Source organism: Ruegeria sp. HKCCD8929 (genome assembly GCF_013031405.1).
GTDB lineage: Bacteria > Pseudomonadota > Alphaproteobacteria > Rhodobacterales > Rhodobacteraceae > Ruegeria.
Genome location: NZ_WPZY01000023.1, coordinates 17,197 through 34,848, shown reverse-complemented (window position 1 = coordinate 34,848; position 17,652 = coordinate 17,197). Strand labels below are relative to the sequence as shown.

The following is a 17,652-nucleotide window of genomic DNA, read 5'->3' as shown; positions in this document are numbered from 1 at the left end:
GGGCCGCTCGGTGAATGCGCGTTTTGCAATGGCATTGCGAGGCTGCGCCGCGAAAGTTGACCAATTCGATATTGGTAAATAAGGTACATGTATGAACAGGTTGGTACATGAAGATACAAGTAAGAGTTTGATCGGCGCCCCGAAGTCCGTGAAAATCGCCAATGTGCTTGAGGCGGAAATTCGGTCCGGGTCCTTGGGGAAGGGCGCCGCACTGGCAAGCGAGAACGCTCTGGTCAAGCGGTTTTCCGTCAGTCGGAACACTGTTCGCAAAAGCCTCGAAATCCTGAATGAAAAAGGGCTTATCACGACCAAAAGCGGCATCGGGTCTTTTGTGACCTACGGGGGGCAAACCATTGATGACCGCCGTGGGTGGAGCGTCGCGCTGTCATCTGCCGAAGACCAGATAGCCACACGCGTTTTGCGCATTGCACGGGCGCACATGGATTTTGACGATGCACCTCCTGACGCCCGGGCTGAGTGCCTTTTCGTAGACAGACTTCGGTTCCAGGTGGCAACGGGTCTTGCCGTTTCTTTGGAGCGAAGCCGGGTGGTCTGGCGCTCCGGCTTCGATGACATTCTGCGCGAAGGTTTGAAAAACGGCTCTCTGACCGAAACCCTGCGCGGCAAGGGGCTGGTGGTTGCAAGTGGAGATGAGTGGGCAAATGTTCTGCCATCCCTTCCGGAGAACGACGCCAAGGTGCTGGGGCGATGCGCCGGAGAGCCGATGCTGATGTTGCGCCGCCTGACCCGCGCGGCTGATGGAACGGTGATCGAATATGTTCAGAGCATTCTCGACCCGGTTCGTTTCGGTCTGCATATGGAGTTTTGAGGCGATATGGGCGCTGCATCCTCAAAACTGGACCGGGCCTATGGGGCGCTTATCGGAATGGCCATCGGCGATGCGCTTGGAATGCCTTCGCAAACCATGTCTCCGGAGCAGATTTGCCGGCACTATGGCCAGATCACGGGATTTGTTGCGCCGTATCCGAACCACCCAGTCTCGCATGGGTTGTCTGCCGGACAGGTGACGGATGACACCGAGCAGGCTTTGATGCTGGCCCGCAGGCTCGTCTCGGGTAGGGGCCGGATTGACGAGGATCTGCTGGCACAGGACCTGTTGGAGTGGGAGGCCGGTGTAAAGGCGCGAGGTTTGCGCGATTTGCTGGGCCCGTCCTCCAAAGCCGCATTGGATGCAATGCTGGCCGGATCCCCCGTCACGGAAACCGGCCGCAACGGCACCACCAACGGGGCTGCGATGCGCATTGCACCCATCGGCATCGCGGTCGCCGCAGAACCGATGTCGGAATTTGTTGATCAGGTAGAACTGGCTTGCCGGATGACTCACAATACGGGCGAAGCGATTGCCGCAGCAGCTGCTGTTGCGGCGGTGATCAGCTGCGGAGTCGAAGGCGGCACTTTCGTGGGGGCTCTACCGGTCGCCTTGAAAGCCGCCGAAGAGGGTCAATCAAGGGGTTACCCGGTAGGTGACGGCGACATCGCAGTGCGGATTTCGACGGCTGTGTCTTGTGCGAAAGAGGGTGCCGCCGCCGATGAGCTTGCAGCCAAAATCGGAACGTCTGTCGCATCGCATGAATCGGTTGCCGCCGCCTTCGGAATTGTTTTGCTTGCAGCCGGGGATCCGTGGCAAGCGGCTCTGATCGCGGCGAATATCGGTGACGATACCGACACGATTGGCGCCATTTCCTGTGCAATGGCCGGGGCCTGTTCCGGGGCTGGCGCCATTCCGAAAGAGGCGATTGAAACAATCGCGACAGCCAATTCACTGCCCTTGGAAGAGACGGCGTGGGATCTTCTGTCCCTGCGCACCGGCACGGATGTCCCGGCACATTTAGGGGAGGCACAAGCATGAGCGCCCGTTTACTTCAAATGTCCGGCGTCGTGGTCGATTTACTCTACAGCGTTGCTGCCGTCCCCGCCCCAGGAGAGGAGGCGATCGTGGATAGTTTTTCTATCAAGCCCGGCGGCGGGTTCAATGCGATGGTTGCGGCCAAAAGGGCAGGGATGGACGTTTGGTATGGAGGGGCACTTGGAACAGGGCCTTTTGCGCGGATCGTTCGCGAGGGATTGAACCAAGAGGCCATTCCATTCCTGCGCCCGCAGGACACCGAGCGTGATCAGGGCTGCTGCACGGTGCTCATCGATCAGACCGGAGAGCGGACTTTCATCGCAAGCGATGGGGCCGAGGGGCACGCAACGGCTCAGGCCCTTTCGCAGGTCACGGCGTCCGGGTTCGACTGGACACTGCTGTCCGGCTACGCGTTGCATTACAAGGGGTCGTGCTGGGCAATGCAGGATTGGCTGCAAAGCGATGCGCCTATTTCAAACCTCGTGTTCGACCCGTCGCCCGTAGTGTCTGCGCTGCCCGCCGATGCGTTGGAGGCGGCCCGCGCCCGCGCCACCTGGATCAGTGCGAATGCCCGTGAGGCTGCCATTCTCACCGGGATTACCGACCCTGTCGAAGCGGCACGGGCACTGGCCAGCGAGATACCGAAAGACGGAGGCGCGGTCGTGCGGGATGGAAGGAATGGCTGCGTGATCGCAACAGACGAGCTCTGCGAACGGGTTCCGGCTTATCCGGTGACACCGGTCGACACCAATGGTGCGGGAGATGCACATCTGGGCAGCTTCATTGCCAGGCTTGCCCAACGCAGTAATCCGCTTGATGCGGCGCGCTATGCAAATGTCGCCGCTGCGCTGTCCACAACAAAAAAAGGGCCGGCAACCGCGCCTGAAAAAGAAGAGGTCGCCGCCGCGATGAACAGGAAAGAGGCGGTTTAGAGACCCGGAGAGCACAAGAAAACCCAATGGGAGGATGTCATGAATATGAACCTGTTTTATGCGACGGCAGTTGGTGCGTTCGCTGCCCTGTCTGCGGCCAATGCGGACGAAATCCGAGTCTTGAACTGGCAGGGTTATGGTACCGATCTGGATTGGGCTGTTTCGGCCTTTACCGAGGCGACCGGCCACACCGTGGTCCATGAGTATTTCAACTCGGAACAGGAGATGCTGACCAAATTGCGCACCAACCCGGGTGCGTATGACGTGGTGCTGATCAATGCGGCCTTCACACCGCAAGCTCAGGACGAAGGGCTGATCGGGCCGGTTGATACTTCCAAGATCGCCAATCTGGCGGACGTTCCCGAAGATTTGGCCGGCAATCGGGACCTCAATGCGGGCGGTGCGCTGCACGGGGTGCCCTGGACCTGGGGGCTGACGTCATTTGCGGTCAATACGAATGATTTTGCCGAGGCGCCAACCTCGATCGAAGTGTTCTGGGACGAACAATACACCGGTAAGGTGTCGATCCGCGACGATGCGCTGGAGGCTGTGCAATTCGCGGCCATAGCCACAGGTCAGAACATCAATGACATCTCGGACCTCGATGCGGTCAAGGACAAGCTTTCGGCGCTGATGCCCCAGATCAAGACCTATTGGGGATCGGAAAACGACTGGAACCAGTTCATGGCGGCAGGCGATCTGGCCGTGGCGACCTTCTGGTCGGGTTCGGCCAGCCGTTCAATCTCTGCGGGGTTGCCGGTTCAGTTTGTTGTTCCGCAGGAGGGGGCCATAGGCTGGCTGGACGGGTTGTCGATCCCGGCCTCGTCAACCAAACAGGACGCGGCACATGCCTTTATCAACTGGATGATTGACCCGGAGTTTTACGTCAAGTGGGCCGCCGAGGGCGCCCCGGCGTCGGCCAATGCGAAAGCCGCAGCTGCCTTGCCCGATGACGCGTTCAACAAGCGCATCCTCGGTGATCCCGAAGTGGTTGCACGCGTGCAGTTCCAGCGTCCGGTGTCGGATGAGAACCGCGAGAAGTATCTGGAGCTATGGCAGGGTCTGAAGGCCGCCCAGTAACACGCAGGGCCAACAGGGGGCGGCAGATGTCAGCAAATCTCGCCAATCAGGAACGGCTTCGGATATTCGGTTTGCTGTCCCCGGCCTACCTCTGGCTGACGGTGGCGATTTTTCTGCCGCTGTCTGCCATGCTCTATTTCAGTTTTCTGTCCGACGTACCTTTTGGCGATGCCGACTGGCATCACACCACCAAAAACTATCAGGCGTTCTTTCAGACCAAGACCTATGCAACGCTGTTGTGGAAATCCATCCGCCTTGGCCTAACGGTGACGGCGGTTGCGGTTCTTGTGGGCTTTCCCTGCGCATATGTTCTGGCCAAAACCATCAAGGGCCGGTCGCGAGAGGCGTTGTTTCTGCTGGTCATACTGCCGTTCTGGTCCAATTCACTGGTGCGGATTTTCTCCTGGGCCATCGTGTTGCGCGGGAACGGGGTGCTTGAATTGGGGCTGAATGCAATCCTGCCTTTCCAGGTGGACGTGAACCTGATGTTCTCGACACCTGCCGTCGTCATAGGACTGGTCCACTCCTACCTGCCTTACGTCATTCTCACATCTTACCTGGCGCTGCAGGCAATAGACGACAACCTGATCGATGCGGCCCGTTCGATGGGGGCAAACAAGCTGACCATCCTCTGGCGCGTCATCCTGCCATTGTCGTTGCCGGGCTTGCTGGCCGGTGCAGTCCTGATCTTCGTGCCGGTCGTTGGGTCTTTCATGGAGCCACGCATTCTTGGCGGGCGGGTCGGCACCTATTATGGCACGGTGATCGAGGATCAGTTCGTGGCGGTGTTCAACTGGCCGCTCGGCGCCGCCTTATCCTTTATTTTGCTGGCCGTGGTGTTGCTCATCCTCGCGATTGCCAGCCCAGTATTGAAAAGGGCCCAGACATGAGTGGAGTGTTTCTTGCGCGCCTTGGTAAGCTGTGGTTGGCCTGCATCCTGTTCTTTCTTTACGCCCCCATCGCCGTGATGGCATTCATGTCCTTCAATGCCTCGCAATACTACCAACTGCCGTTCGACTTCTCGCTGAAATGGTACGAGAAACTGGCCGGCAACCAAGAGATCGTCGATGCGGCCACCCGGTCGGTCATGATCGCTCTGGCGACCACCGTCATCGCGACCATTCTGGGCACGGCAGCTTCTGTCGCGCTCTTTCGGTACGAGTTTCGGGGCAAGCGGTTCCTGCAAGTGATGCTGTTTCCGCCGATCGCCATTCCCTGGCTGATCACCGGCACGGCAATGCTCATCTTCTTCTTCGGGGTCGGTCTGGGGCGGGGAACCCCTTCGGTAATCATCGGCCATGTCGCCCTGGCGCTTCCTTACGTGATTGTCGTTGTCAGCGCGCGGCTCGCCACTTTTGATGCCACGCTGGAGGAAGCGGCCCGATCCCTTGGGGCAGACAGCTGGACCGTGACCCGCGAAGTGACCTTGCCCTGGATCTCCTCAGGGGTCATCGCGGGGGCGCTGTTTGCTTTCGCCGTCAGCTTTGATCAGTTCGTGGTTTCATATTTTTTGTCGGAACCGGGCGACAGCACCTTGCCGGTGTTGATCTACACCTCGATCCGCAAAGGGTTCACGCCTGAAATCAATGCGATCTCGACAATCATCATCGTCGTTTCAATGGCCGTGATGTTGTTTGCGGCCCGGTTTTCCAATTTTGGGGGAGAGCGTTAATGGCCGAAGTCTCGGTAAACAACGTCACCAAGACCTTTGGTTCTCTGAAAGCCTTGGATGACGTCACGATGGACTTTCCCGACGGCGGGTTTTTTGCGCTGCTCGGCCCCTCCGGCAGCGGCAAGACGACCTTGTTGCGTGCGATTGCCGGGTTCATTTTTGCCGACAGCGGAACCATCCGCATCGGTGACCAGCCGGTTGAGAATGTGCCTGTCGAGAAACGCGATATCGGCATGATGTTTCAGAACTACGCCCTGTTTCCCAACATGACTGTTTCGGACAATGTCGGCTTTGGCCTGCGTGTGCGCAAGGTCGGGGCGGCAGAGGAACGTCGCCGCATCGGTGAGGCGCTTGATCTGGTGCAGCTTGGGCAACACGGGGACCGAAAACCTCATCAATTGTCAGGCGGTCAACGGCAGAGAGTGGCGCTGGCCCGGGCGATCGTGACAAACCCGCGGGTTTTGCTGCTGGACGAACCGCTTTCGGCTTTGGACAAGGCTCTGCGGGTCGATATGCAGTTCGAACTCAAACGCATTCAGCGCGAAATCGGCATCACCACGATTTTCGTGACCCACGACCAGGAAGAGGCGCTGACCCTGTCCGACAAGATCGGCATTCTGCGCGACGGCAAGATGATCCAGGCGGGCCCTCCGCGCGACGTTTATAGCAACCCCGCCGATCTCTTTACCGCAACGTTCTTGGGCGAAGCCAATATCCTTGATGCCCTCGCCGGCGAGGGCGCCGATATCAAGATACCCCATGGCTTTCCGACCGGAGGCACCTTGGCCGTAAGGCCCGAGAATATCTCTATATCACAGACCGAGCCGACGGCGAACGGGCTGTCAAAATGCCAGGCGGTACTGGAGCGCCGGGTTTTTGCCGGTGCGATGGCCACCTGCATCCTTCAAAGCAATGGGAACAGAATCAAGGTGATATCCCGCGACCAGGACATTCCATCGGATGTTGCCGAGGGAGACCGCCTTTGGCTGACTTGGCCGGTGGAGAAAACCCTGTCCGTTCCAAGTGGGCGGCATTAGACCGAACCGCGTGATCAAGACGGCAGGCCTGAGAGTGTGATCGCCTACGTTAGCTCGCATACTTAGATCAGCCCGCAATCAGCGGGAGGATTGCTCAGGTCGGAACGCTCCTGCTGCATCCGTTATGCCGAAGGGCGCCATCGTTCGGCTACCGGCGCGACAACACCCAGGCAATCTATGGCTCGCGCCGCAATTTGATCGACCACGTCGCTCAAATTGCGCGGTTCAAGATAGAAGCCGGTTCTGGTCCAGGACCTGAACACGATAGGCACCAGCATTGTGGCTACCGACATTGTCCGGTTCGCTGGCGTGAGGTCGGGTTACAACCACGGGCCAGGTGATAAGCGGCCCCGCGTCGCCCGGCCGATGCGTCTGAACAGGCAGCGTCGACAAGTCAACCTCGGCCCCCTTCTGGACCACGCTTTGAACCGGCGCCGATCCGACAAGCTTGGGTCGTGTCGCAAGAGCAGCCTTCAGCATCGGCCACCGCGACAGCGCATCGCGCAGCCCATCGGGTGGTGTTGGGGCGCGGAGCGCAGCCAGAAACGCGCCAAGGTCGCCCAAGCCATCAATTGAAACACCAAGCCCGGCGGCGACGCGTTCAGCGGTCCCGAAGAGGTTTACCACAACAGGGACGTCCGAGCGCCTGCCCTGTCCGATCACAGGCTGGTCAAACCGCAAAACCGGTCCATGCGCCTCTAGTACGGCGCGGTGAACCGCAGTCATCTGATGACGCACTGAAACCGGATCGGACACAGCTTTGAACTGTCCGGTCTCTTCGCACCAATCCAGGAAATGTCAAAGAGTTGGATATGGCGGCAATGTGCGAATGAGAGGGCTCCGACAAGGGTTCCTCCCCCCTAACAGCCGTCCCACACGACACACTTGACAACAGTCAATTCCCCAAGACCGAGCGCAGCCTAGGAAGGCAAAAGTGGTGAACTTCCCTGAGGCAGCAGGAGGTCTGTTTGTCCAATCCTCAAAACCTGATACCACGTTGCCCTGCGCCTTTGGCAGCGGCTCTGCGGGTTATGCCGCTTGCGCCGCTGTCGCTCTCGCTGACCGTATTCTCGCGCAAAATCGTAACGAACAATCCCTGCCTGTTTCAGCGTCTCGGTGAGTATGGCCGGACCGATTTCGTTCTCGATCCAATCGATCTGCCGATTGTCCTGTGCCTCAATCCCAACGATGGCCTGCCAAAAGTGAAACTCACCCGGCGGCAGACAGAAGGTACGGCGCGGATTTCCGGTCCGATGGCGGCGCTGCTTGGGTTGGTCCATGGCGCGTTCGATGGTGACGCTCTGTTTTTCTCGCGCGATCTCGTGGTCGAAGGCGATACGGGTGCTGCTCTGGCCCTGCGCAATGCAATAGATGACGCGGAGTTGGATCTGGCCCAAGAGGCGGCGGCGCTATCGGGACCGTTTGCGCGCCCGTTACAACAGCTGATCGCCTTGGCAGAACGCCAAACGGGGCTGTATCTGACACGGCCAGAGGATGCGGCAATATGGTGATGGAAATCGTCTGTCCGGCGGGAACCCCAGCCGCATTGCGGGCTGCCGTCAAGGCAGGTGCGCATACCGTTTACTGCGGCTTCAATGACGAAACCAATGCGCGCAATTTTCCCGGTCTGAATTTCAATCGGTCTGAGATGCGCGATGGGGTGGCCTTTGCTCATGCACGTGGCGCCAAGGTGCTGGTCGCCATCAACACGTTTCCCCGCGCTGGCGATGAGGCGATCTGGCACCGCGCAGTCGGCGACGCCGAGGCCTGCGGCGCGGATGCGGTGATCTTGGCTGATCTTGGACTGCTGGACCATGCGTCCCGCAATCACCCCGGGTTGCGGCGACATCTGTCGGTGCAGGCGGCGGCGGCCAATGCCGATGTCATCAATTTCTACGCCGGTACTTTTGGCGTCAGACGGGTGGTCCTGCCACGTGTCCTGTCTGTGCCCGAGATTGCGGCCATCAACGCCGAGGCCGAAGTCGAGACCGAGGTGTTTGTGTTCGGCGGTCTCTGCGTGATGGCCGAGGGCCGCTGTTCGCTGTCCTCCTACGCCACCGGCTTGTCCCCTAACATGAACGGCGTGTGCTCTCCCGCCAGCCACGTGGAATACAATGAAGATCAGGGCGTTCTGGACGCGCGCTTGGGCGGCTATCTCATTCACCGCGTCGATAGGGGAGAGCCTGCACCCTATCCGACTCTGTGTAAGGGGTGTTTCTCGGCGGGTGAGAAGGCTGGGCACCTGTTCGAAGACCCAGTCAGCCTGAATGCCGAAAGGCTGATCCCGCAGTTGCAGAAGGCCGGGGTGACGGCCCTGAAGATCGAAGGCCGGCAGCGCTCGAAATCCTATGTCGCGCAGGTTGTGCGCAATTTCCGCGCCGCCGTCGATGCGCTGGAGGCCAGACGCCCGATGCCCGAGGGGATGCTGGCCCGCCTGTCCGAAGGGCAGGCCATGACCACTGGTGCTTACAAAAAGACGTGGAGATAGCGCGATGGAGCTGACAGTCGGGTCCAATCAATTCTTCTGGCCAGCCGAGACCTGGAGCGGGTTTTATGACGATCTGACCCGGTCCCCAGTGGACCGCGTCGTGATCGGAGAGCTCGTTTGCTCCAAACGACTATCGTTCTATCAGGATCGTATCCCCGAAGCGATTTCCAAACTGGTTGAGGCCGGAAAGGAAGTTGCGCTGACCAGTCTTGCGTTGGTGACATTGAAACGGGAACGCAAGCTGACTGCGGAACTGGCCGAGATGGGCGTCACGGTCGAGATCAACGACCTGACAGCGCTGGCCTATCTGCTAGAAGGCAGCGATTTCTCAGTTGGCCCGCTGGTGAATGTCTACAATGAAGGCACGATAACATGGTTGGCCTCCCGCGGTGCGCGGCGCGTATGTCTGCCGCCGGAACTGCCCATTGGTTCGGTCGAGACGCTGGCGAAGGCAGCCACCGATCTGGGCATCGCGATAGAGGTCTGGGGCCATGGGCGACTACCACTGGCCATTTCCGGGCGCTGCTATCACGCGCGCCTGCACGGGCGCAGCAAGGACAACTGCCAGTTCGCGTGCGAAGAGGATCCGGATGGGTTGGATGTGCTCACCGTGGAGGGCAGACCCTTTATGGCGATGAACGGGGTGCAAACCCTGTCAGACAGCTATGCCTGCATCGATCATCAGATCGAACTCTTGCGGTCCGCCGGTGTTTCAGCCCTGCGTCTGTCGCCGCAATCGAAAGGATTCGTGCAGCTTTGCACGCTTTACCGCCAGCGGATTGATCGGACCCTGTCGGAGGGAGAATTGGCAAACGCAGTCCTCTCCTTCAATCCCGGCGTCCACCTGAGCGATGGGTTTCTGACAGGCGCCTGCGGCGCCGAGTGGTCCGGCACCTCGAACTCATGATTTCAGCGGGCAGAAACAGGTTCTTCCGCGATTTCCGGGAGGCCCCGCACCGCCCGCTTTTCTCAGCTGCCATTTTGTGCGCCATGCTGACCGTCGCTTGGTGGCCGCTTGGGGCGCGGCTGGGACTTCCCAGCCCGGGCCTCGAGCCGTTGATCGTCTGGCATGCTCACGAGCTAATCTTCGGATTTGCCGGTGCGGCTATCGGAGGTTACTTGCTGACCGCGCTTCCGGGCTGGACGGGACAGCCTCCGGTGCGAGGGAATGTCCTGAAAGCGCTGTTGATGTTTTGGGTATCCGAACGTCTGGCCATGGCGCTGGCTTCATATGTGCCAAATACGCTGCTCGTTACGCTCAATGCCGGGTATTTTTTGCTGCTGGCCGGGATCATCGGCCACCAGCCGCTCTCAACCGGTGTCTATCGCAAACTTGGGTTTCCGGTGGCGGTTGTGGCGTTTGCTATGGGTGAGGTTCTGTTTCTGCGGGCAACGCTGATCGGGTCGCCATGGGTCAGTCTTTCAATGGTCCAGCCATTACTGATTGGACTCATTGTGCTGATGGTCAGCATTGGTACGCGAGCGATCCCGGCCTTCACCCAGAACTGGCTTGCTTTGAATAGATGTGGAACTCGAGCGAGTCAGAGTTCGGCCATGTCGGTGGTTTCGGCACAGGCGCTGCTGGTCATCGCCATTGTGACGAAGCTGATCGGCCAACACGACATAGCGTATGTCGCAATGATCGGCGCCGGGCTGGCGCTGCTTTGGAACATGCGCGGGTGGCAAAGCCTGTCAGCGCTGACCAATCCACTCCTCGCGGCGCTTCATCTTGCCTTTTTCTGGCTGCCCTTTGGTCTGATGGTCGTCGGGGTATCGCGTCTTGCCCCGGCAATTTATCCAATGGCTGACGCGTTGCAGGCAATAACAATCGGCGGGATGTCGGGGCTGATAATGGCGATTTCGGGCAGGGCGGCGGCACATACCAAAAGCGGCGATATGCGGGCCAACCCGGGCTTCACAGTTGGATTTCTGTTGGTTTGGATCGCGACCTGGATCCGGCTGGCAGCACCGATCTTTCCCGGTCAGTCACTTGAGGTATTGGCGGCCGCAATATGGCCTGCCGCCTGGATCGCATTTGCGCTCGGCTTTTTACCGGCATTGACCGGCCCGCTGCGGCGCCCGGTTCTCAGCGGCCGACGTCATTGGGAGTTGGCTGAGATTAGCAAGGCAGAAAGGATGAGATGATGAAACTCGCTTATGTCTCTTCACAAAAACGCGGTGAAACTGACCGGCTACTGGCGGAACTGGCTGCTGAACTGAGGGCGGACGGATTAGTGCTGCGGGGGCTCGTCAAGGAGTTGAATTATACAGCCGCCTACCAAAACGGATGCGACATGAGCGTCTGTGTATTGCCGGAAGGACCAGCAATCAAAATCACCCAGAACCTCGGTGCGGGCTCGGATGCATGCCGGCTTGATCCGGCAGCCCTTGCCGAAGCGGTGGCGCAGGTCGAGCGGGGCGGCCTTGAAGGTGCCGACCTGTTCATTCTGAACAAATTCGGTCCTGAAGAGGCCGCCGGCAGAGGTTTCTGCGCCGCGATGGGGAGGGCGTTGGAACACGACATCCCCGTGTTGGTGGGTGTCGGCGCAGCAAACAAGGACGCCTTTCAGGCATTCGCAGAAGGTCTTGCCGAAGAACTGCCGGATGATAGTGGCGCCCTCAGGAGCTGGTGCATAGCCGTGCGAGGGGTCACCTGGTTCGAAGCCACGCCGTGATCGTAGTGGTGCATGAGCTGATGCAGTCAACGCTCCGTGCCACTTTGCAGTTCAATTGCCCTCAAACTGATCGACCTCTTGCGATCAGAACAACTGGACCGAACCGATCACGCCGGGGCCATCCCAACCCCGGCGTGAAGGTCCTGCTTTAAGGCTTCACTGGATGCCCATGAGCATCTTCGGGAGGAAGAGTGAAAGCTCTGGCAGGAAGGTGACAAGAAGGACCATCGGCAGATGACCGAGGCATAGGAACTTAAGCGTGATGCCGATATACCGATCCAGAGTGATCTTGCTGACACCAGCAGCCATATAGAGCATCGGCGCACAAGGTGGCGACACGTTGCCCAGACCCAGATTGGTGCCAACGATTGCGGCGAAATGGATCGGGTGAACGCCCAACTCGGTTACCACCGGCAACAGCACGACGGCGGCCAGAACGCTGCCTGAAATGTCGTCGACTATCATTCCCATCAGCAATAGGACGAGGTTGATCAGCAACAGAAGCAGGATCTTGTTTTCCGACAGGTTCAGCAACAGGTCGGCAATTTGGCCCGGAACTTGCTGCAAGACCATCGAACGGCTCATCATGAACAAGAAGAACAGAACGGTAATGATCGAGCCTGTCGTGATCGCTGCCTGAATGGTGCCTTTCCAGAAGCTGGCAGGCGTAAGCCCCCGGTAGATGAAAAAGCCCACAACCGCAGCGTAGACGAGTGCGATTGCCGCTGCTTCGGTTGGCGTGGCGATCCCACCATAGATCGTTCCCAGAATGATCAGCGGCATCAGCAATGCCCAGAACGCTTCCTTGCCCGACCGGAAGATTTTGACCCGTACTTCGGCCAAGGGCAGCTTGGGCTCGACCTGTATTTCATCGTTGTTCCGCAGGAAGACGAAATTCAGGATGATATACAGCAGCGCCAGCATGATGCCCGGGATCACTGTCGACAGAAAGGCCGCGCCAACGGACAAGCCGCCGGTCACCGCGAAGACAATCATCGGAATCGATGGTGGGATCATTAGGGCCAGAACTGATGAACAGGCCACCAGAGCAGTGGCGTGTCCCACCGGGTAGCCTTCTTTCACCATACGCGGGATCATGATTTGCCCGATCGCGGCAATCGCCGCCGAGGACGAGCCAGAGATCGCGCCGAACAGGGCGCAGGTCACGATGGTCACCGCGCCGAGACCGCCTTTGATACGGCCGACGAAAGCGTTCACGAAGTCGAGCAATCGGTTCGAGATACCGCCTTCGGCCATGATCGTTCCTGCGAGAACGAACAGCGGCAGCGCCAGCAAGGCAAAGCTGGTCGTTGTCTGATAGGCATAGGGGATCAGGAACGAAATATTCGATCCGGTGCCAACACCAAAGAACAGTGCGCCGATCCCAAAGGCAAAGGCGATGGGCATTTCCAGCAGAAGCAGGACAACGATCAGCGCGATGGCAATAGCAAAAATCAGCATTGTCCTGCCCCTTTCGATTGCATCATTCGGATGTCGATGAACTGGTTTGCGGCCTGCATCAGCAGGGCCAGGAGGGTGCCGGCAAAGCCGATGACCAGCGAGAAGGACCAGATGCCTTTCGGCCATCTGAGATATGAGCTTAACCGCCCTTTCTCGATCTCAAAGAAGGCATACTTGATCGCGAAATAGCCGAACACTGCACAGGCCACGATGCTGAGCAGGGTCATGATCAGTCGCACGGTTTGCACGACTTTGGGCGAGCTTACGACTAGCGTCAGAATTCCGCCGTGGATGTGCTCTCCTTGTCTGGAGACATAGGCCATGGCCGGAAAGTAGATCCAGGCGCCGAACAGAAGGGCCATTTCCTCGATGCCGACAAAGGGCGAATTCAAGCCGTATCGCAAGACGACCTGGGCAAACATCAGAACCGCCAGGCAGATGCTGAAAAGGGCAAGGCCGTTGGCCAGCAATGCTGCATAGAGCTTTTCGATCTTCAGAAACGCGGCGTATCCACCAGATACGTCCCATTCGGGAACAGCGGTAACGTGTTCCGGTGGCTCGGCAACGGTGACTTCGGGGTCATAGATAAATGACGCCCCGCGCTCGACCGGGTCTCGCGGGTGCTGTTTGGATTCTCGTTCCATGTTGTCCTCCCAAAAAGCGTTGGGCCCACCGGATGGCAGGCCCAACAAAGTCTGATCATTCGATGCCAGCGGCTTTCTTCAGCTTGGCCATGATTTCGGGGCCAACAACTTCCTCCATTGCAGGCCACTCGGTGTCGTAGACGATCTGGGCTGCGGCAGCGATCTGCTCATCGCTCAGTTCAACCACGTTGATGCCTTCGTCGCGCGCCTTTTGCAGGAACTCGTTGGACTTGCCTTCGGCCTCGTCCCAGGACCACAGAACGGTTTCATCCGCAGCGGCCTGCAGGGTTACGCGATCTTCGTCGGACAGACCGTCCCACCAGCTCTTGTTCACCAACCAGAAAGCGGTTTCAAAGTAGTCGTTGGTCAGGATGTTGGTTTCCAGAACATCACGCAGGTTGTAGGTCTCAACCGCGGTCGAGAAGGCCCGGGCATCAACTGTTCCCAGTTGCAGCGATGTGTAGACTTCCGCCAGCGGGATCGGCACGGCGCCAAAGCCCAGATTGTTGAAACGGTCCACGGCGATTGACACCGGGGGGACGCGGATCTTAAGGTTACCGCCTTCAGAGGGCAGGTTCAGAGGCATCGCGCCGACACCCTTGCGGATCACGACAGAGCCGAAATCGGTCGGGATGATGCCGATGGCGTGGACGTCCAGGTCGTGCAGGATGTCGTTGTAGATTTCCAGCATCGGTCCGCCGGGACCGTAGACCTGGCGTGCGTCCTCCCAGTTCGATACGACGTAACCCAGCCAAGACAGATCGAGACGCTGATCGAACTCGGAGGCCCCCCAGGTCAGGGTCATCGGGATCACGCCCTGCATCGACTGTTCAAACAGCGAGGTCCAGTCGCCAAGATCGCCACCGGGGTGGTATGCGATGTTAAAGGCCGCTTCTTCGGCCAGGTTTTCCTGAAACTTTTCTGACAGCGCGTGGAAGATGTGATCGGTGGTCATCGCATGCGCCAGAATGACTCTTTCTTGTGCGATGGCTGGCGTGGAGAATGTGGTCGCAGCCAGCATAGCGGCGCCACCCATCGCGCCGAAGGCGCGGCGGTTAATCTTCGAAATCATTAAGGTTTCCTCCTCAGTGTTATGCCCCGTCGACCGCTGATCGACGGGACGCTTCTTTGCTTCAGATCAGCAAAGTTCCGGGGCGACGAACTCGTATCCGAGGTCATCGGCCACAGCCTTGTACGTCACCTTGCCATGGGCCACGTTCAGGCCGTTCATCAGGTGACGGTTATCCGCAAGCGCCTGTTTCCAGCCATTGTTTGCAATGGCCAGAGCGTGGGGCAGGGTGACGTTGTTCAGTGCATAGGTTGACGTGCGCGCGACCGCGCCCGGCATGTTGGCGACGCAATAGTGGACCACATCGCCAACCACATAGGTCGGCTCGGCATGGGTGGTGGCCTTGGACGTTTCAAAGCAGCCGCCCTGATCGATGGCCACATCCACGACCACCGCGCCGGGCTTCATCTTCGAGATCAGCTCGCGCGTGACCAGCTTGGGTGCGGCAGCACCCGGGATCAGCACGGCGCCAACTACCAGATCGGCGTTGGTGACTTCTTCCTCCAGCGCGGCCTTGGTCGAATAGACAACTTTGGCCGAGGCTTCGAAATGGTTTTCCAGCTTTTCCAGAACCGCCGGGTTGCGATCCAGAATGGTGACGTCTGCGTGCAGGCCAACAGCCATTTGGGCCGCGTTGAACCCGACGACGCCACCGCCTATGACCACGACTTTACCGGGCTTCACGCCGGGCACACCGCCCAGCAGCACACCCAGCCCGCCTTTGGCCTTTTCCAAGGCACTTGCCCCGGCCTGGATCGACATACGGCCAGCCACCTGGCTCATCGGTTTCAGCAATGGCAGGCCGCCATTGTCGTCGGTTACGGTTTCATAGGCGATACACACCGCGCCCGAGTTGACCAGATCCTTGGTCTGATCCGGATCGGGGGCTAGATGCAAATAGGTGTAGAGGATCTGACCTTCGCGTAGCATCGCGCGTTCAACGGCCTGAGGCTCTTTCACCTTCACGATCATCTCGGCATTGGCAAAGATATCGGCGGCGGTTGCGGCAATTTCGGCACCGGCCGCGCGATAGGCTTCGTCATCAGCGCCAATGCCAACACCGGCATTGGTTTCTACGACGACGTTGTGGCCGTTGGAGACCAGTTCCGCGACGCTTTCCGGGGTCAGGCCAACGCGGTACTCGTGGTTCTTGATTTCCTTGGGAACACCAATGAACATGTTCTTCACTCCTTGGATCAGATGATCATTTTGCCGTCGGCATGACGAACTCAGCACCTTCCGAGATGCTTTCGGGCCAACGCTGCATGATGGATTTCTGTTTGGTGTAGAAACGAACGCCTTCTTCGCCGTAAGCGTGCATGTCGCCGAACAGGCTCTTCTTCCAGCCGCCGAACCCGTGCCAGGCCATCGGCACCGGGATCGGAACATTCACACCGACCATGCCGACCTGAACCTGCTTGCCGAACTCACGTGCGACATTGCCGTCACGGGTGAACAGCGACACGCCGTTGCCGAACTCATGGTCGTTGATCAGCTGCAGGCCTTCGGCGAAGTTCGAGACACGAACGCAGGACAGAACCGGGCCAAAGATCTCTTCCTTGTAGATCTTCATCTCGGGCGTGACGTTGTCGAACAGGGTTCCGCCGAGGAAGTAGCCGTCTTCGTGGCCTTCGACTGCGTAGTTGCGGCCATCGACCAGCAGGTCAGCACCTTGTTCAACGCCGGAGTCAATGTATCCCTTGATCCGGTCACGTGCAGCAGCAGTCACGATCGGACCCATCTCGGCGTCCAACTCCAGACCGTTCTTAACCTTCAGGGCTTCGGCCCGCTCTTTCAGCACCGGCATCAGCTTGTCGGCTGCATCACCGACCAGCAGAGCGACTGAGATCGCCATGCAACGCTCGCCAGCCGAGCCATATGCGGCGCCGATCAGGGCGTCAGCGGCCTTGTTCATGTCGGCATCGGGCATCACCAGCATGTGGTTTTTCGCACCACCCAGAGCCTGAACCCGCTTGCCGTGACGTGCGCCCACTTCGTAGATGTAGTTGGCAATCGGGGTCGAGCCGACGAAAGAGACGGCTTTTATGTCGTCGTTTTCCAGCAGAGCATCAACCGCCACCTTGTCGCCCTGAACGACGTTGAACACGCCATCGGGGAACCCGGCCTCTTTCATCAGATCGGCATAGAGCAACGACGCGGACGGGTCGGTCGGCGAGGGCTTCAGGATGAAGGTGTTGCCTGCGGCGATGGCGATGGGAAACATCCACATCGGCACCATGACAGGGAAGTTGAATGGAGTGATGCCTGCCACAACGCCCAAGGCCTGACGCGTGGTCCTGTTGTCCATGCCGGTCGAAACCTGCTCGGTATAATCCCCTTTCAAAAGCTGCGGGATACCGCAGGCGAATTCGATGATGTCGATGCCGCGTTCTACTTCACCCTGCGCATCGGTGAACACCTTGCCGTGCTCCACGGTGATAGCGCGGGCCAGCTCGTCCTTGTGCTGACGCACCAGCGCCAGGAAGTTGTTCATCAGCCGGGCGCGGCGGATCGGCGGCGTGTTCGACCACTTTGGAAACGCGGCCTTGGCGGCGGCCACGGCTTCGTTCACGGTCTGAACCGATGCCAGTGAGACCTGTCCCGTTTGCTCGCCGGTGGCAGGGTTATAGACTGGTTGCGTATTCTCGCCGGATGGGACGGTGCGCTGGCCACTAATGTAGTGACCGATCGCGGTGATCGGGGCTGCATCTTTCATGATGTCGGTCC

Annotated in this window: 18 protein-coding genes; 12 read left to right on the top strand and 6 right to left on the bottom strand. The window is 59.1% G+C overall.

From position 1 onward, the window contains the following. The first annotated feature begins 91 nt into the window (after positions 1–91). From GOX53_RS22615 to GOX53_RS22585, 7 genes are read left to right on the top strand one after another with little or no spacing between them, the layout of a single operon-like run. Positions 92–829, top strand: a complete 738-nt coding sequence (locus GOX53_RS22615; protein ID WP_171180439.1) for a GntR family transcriptional regulator — start codon at positions 92–94, stop codon at positions 827–829. Between the two features lie 6 nt (positions 830–835). Further along, positions 836–1,870 (top strand): ADP-ribosylglycohydrolase family protein, encoded by a 1,035-nt coding sequence (locus GOX53_RS22610; protein ID WP_171180437.1) that lies wholly within the window; start codon positions 836–838, stop codon positions 1,868–1,870. Next, positions 1,867–2,799 (top strand): PfkB family carbohydrate kinase, encoded by a 933-nt coding sequence (locus GOX53_RS22605; RefSeq protein WP_171180435.1) that lies wholly within the window; start codon positions 1,867–1,869, stop codon positions 2,797–2,799. The genes GOX53_RS22610 and GOX53_RS22605 overlap by 4 nt, the downstream gene beginning before the upstream one ends. A 39-nt stretch (positions 2,800–2,838) precedes the next feature. Further along, positions 2,839–3,879, top strand: a complete 1,041-nt coding sequence (locus GOX53_RS22600; RefSeq protein WP_171180431.1) for a PotD/PotF family extracellular solute-binding protein — start codon at positions 2,839–2,841, stop codon at positions 3,877–3,879. A 26-nt stretch (positions 3,880–3,905) separates the two neighbouring features. Continuing rightward, positions 3,906–4,769, top strand: coding sequence for an ABC transporter permease (locus tag GOX53_RS22595; RefSeq protein ID WP_171180428.1), 864 nt, complete (start codon positions 3,906–3,908; stop codon positions 4,767–4,769). Then, positions 4,766–5,551, top strand: a complete 786-nt coding sequence (locus GOX53_RS22590) for an ABC transporter permease (RefSeq protein WP_171180427.1) — start codon at positions 4,766–4,768, stop codon at positions 5,549–5,551. Before GOX53_RS22595 ends, GOX53_RS22590 begins: the two co-directional genes overlap by 4 nt. Next, a complete protein-coding gene (locus GOX53_RS22585; RefSeq protein ID WP_171180426.1) occupies positions 5,551–6,588 on the top strand; it encodes an ABC transporter ATP-binding protein in 1,038 nt (345 codons plus the stop codon). Before GOX53_RS22590 ends, GOX53_RS22585 begins: the two co-directional genes overlap by 1 nt. A 225-nt stretch (positions 6,589–6,813) precedes the next feature. Here GOX53_RS22585 and GOX53_RS22580 read toward each other — a convergent pair whose 3' ends face one another. Next, on the bottom strand, positions 6,814–7,380 hold the full coding sequence (locus GOX53_RS22580) for a UbiD family decarboxylase domain-containing protein (RefSeq protein ID WP_171180465.1): 567 nt from the start codon (positions 7,378–7,380) through the stop codon (positions 6,814–6,816). 176 nt (positions 7,381–7,556) lie between these two features. Here GOX53_RS22580 and GOX53_RS22575 point away from each other — a divergent pair, with 176 nt between their 5' ends. Genes GOX53_RS22575 through GOX53_RS22555 form a run of 5 tightly spaced genes read left to right on the top strand, consistent with a single transcriptional unit; the run spans position 7,557 to position 11,751 of the window. Further along, complete coding sequence (locus GOX53_RS22575) at positions 7,557–8,099, top strand: SCP2 domain-containing protein (RefSeq protein ID WP_254446703.1); 543 nt, start codon at positions 7,557–7,559, stop codon at positions 8,097–8,099. Further along, on the top strand, positions 8,099–9,076 hold the full coding sequence (locus GOX53_RS22570; protein WP_171180461.1) for a peptidase U32 family protein: 978 nt from the start codon (positions 8,099–8,101) through the stop codon (positions 9,074–9,076). Before GOX53_RS22575 ends, GOX53_RS22570 begins: the two co-directional genes overlap by 1 nt. 4 nt (positions 9,077–9,080) lie before the next feature. Further along, complete coding sequence (locus tag GOX53_RS22565; protein ID WP_171180424.1) at positions 9,081–9,983, top strand: U32 family peptidase; 903 nt, start codon at positions 9,081–9,083, stop codon at positions 9,981–9,983. After that, the gene (locus GOX53_RS22560; protein ID WP_256415897.1) at positions 9,980–11,221 is read left to right on the top strand and encodes an NnrS family protein; all 1,242 of its coding nucleotides are present in this window, start codon (positions 9,980–9,982) and stop codon (positions 11,219–11,221) included. Before GOX53_RS22565 ends, GOX53_RS22560 begins: the two co-directional genes overlap by 4 nt. After that, positions 11,221–11,751: a DUF2478 domain-containing protein gene (locus GOX53_RS22555; protein ID WP_171180420.1), complete on the top strand. Its 531-nt coding sequence runs from the start codon at positions 11,221–11,223 to the stop codon at positions 11,749–11,751. The genes GOX53_RS22560 and GOX53_RS22555 overlap by 1 nt, the downstream gene beginning before the upstream one ends. A gap of 156 nt (positions 11,752–11,907) precedes the next feature. On the opposite strand, the gene GOX53_RS22550 is transcribed toward GOX53_RS22555, so the two are convergent. The 5 genes from GOX53_RS22550 to GOX53_RS22530 all read right to left on the bottom strand — a co-directional run bounded on the left by GOX53_RS22550 (position 11,908) and on the right by GOX53_RS22530 (position 17,641). Further along, positions 11,908–13,212 carry a TRAP transporter large permease gene (locus GOX53_RS22550; RefSeq protein ID WP_171180418.1) on the bottom strand — a complete coding sequence of 435 codons (1,305 nt, stop codon included), beginning with the start codon at positions 13,210–13,212 and terminating at the stop codon, positions 11,908–11,910. Beyond that, a complete protein-coding gene (locus GOX53_RS22545; protein WP_171180416.1) occupies positions 13,206–13,856 on the bottom strand; it encodes a TRAP transporter small permease in 651 nt (216 codons plus the stop codon). Before GOX53_RS22545 ends, GOX53_RS22550 begins: the two co-directional genes overlap by 7 nt. A gap of 55 nt (positions 13,857–13,911) precedes the next feature. Beyond that, positions 13,912–14,928 carry a TRAP transporter substrate-binding protein DctP gene (gene dctP / locus GOX53_RS22540; protein WP_171180414.1) on the bottom strand — a complete coding sequence of 339 codons (1,017 nt, stop codon included), beginning with the start codon at positions 14,926–14,928 and terminating at the stop codon, positions 13,912–13,914. A 66-nt stretch (positions 14,929–14,994) separates the two neighbouring features. Beyond that, positions 14,995–16,104 (bottom strand): alanine dehydrogenase, encoded by a 1,110-nt coding sequence (ald, locus tag GOX53_RS22535; protein WP_171180412.1) that lies wholly within the window; start codon positions 16,102–16,104, stop codon positions 14,995–14,997. Between the two features lie 25 nt (positions 16,105–16,129). Beyond that, positions 16,130–17,641 (bottom strand): CoA-acylating methylmalonate-semialdehyde dehydrogenase, encoded by a 1,512-nt coding sequence (locus GOX53_RS22530; protein ID WP_217351888.1) that lies wholly within the window; start codon positions 17,639–17,641, stop codon positions 16,130–16,132. Positions 17,642–17,652: the final 11 nt, after the last annotated feature.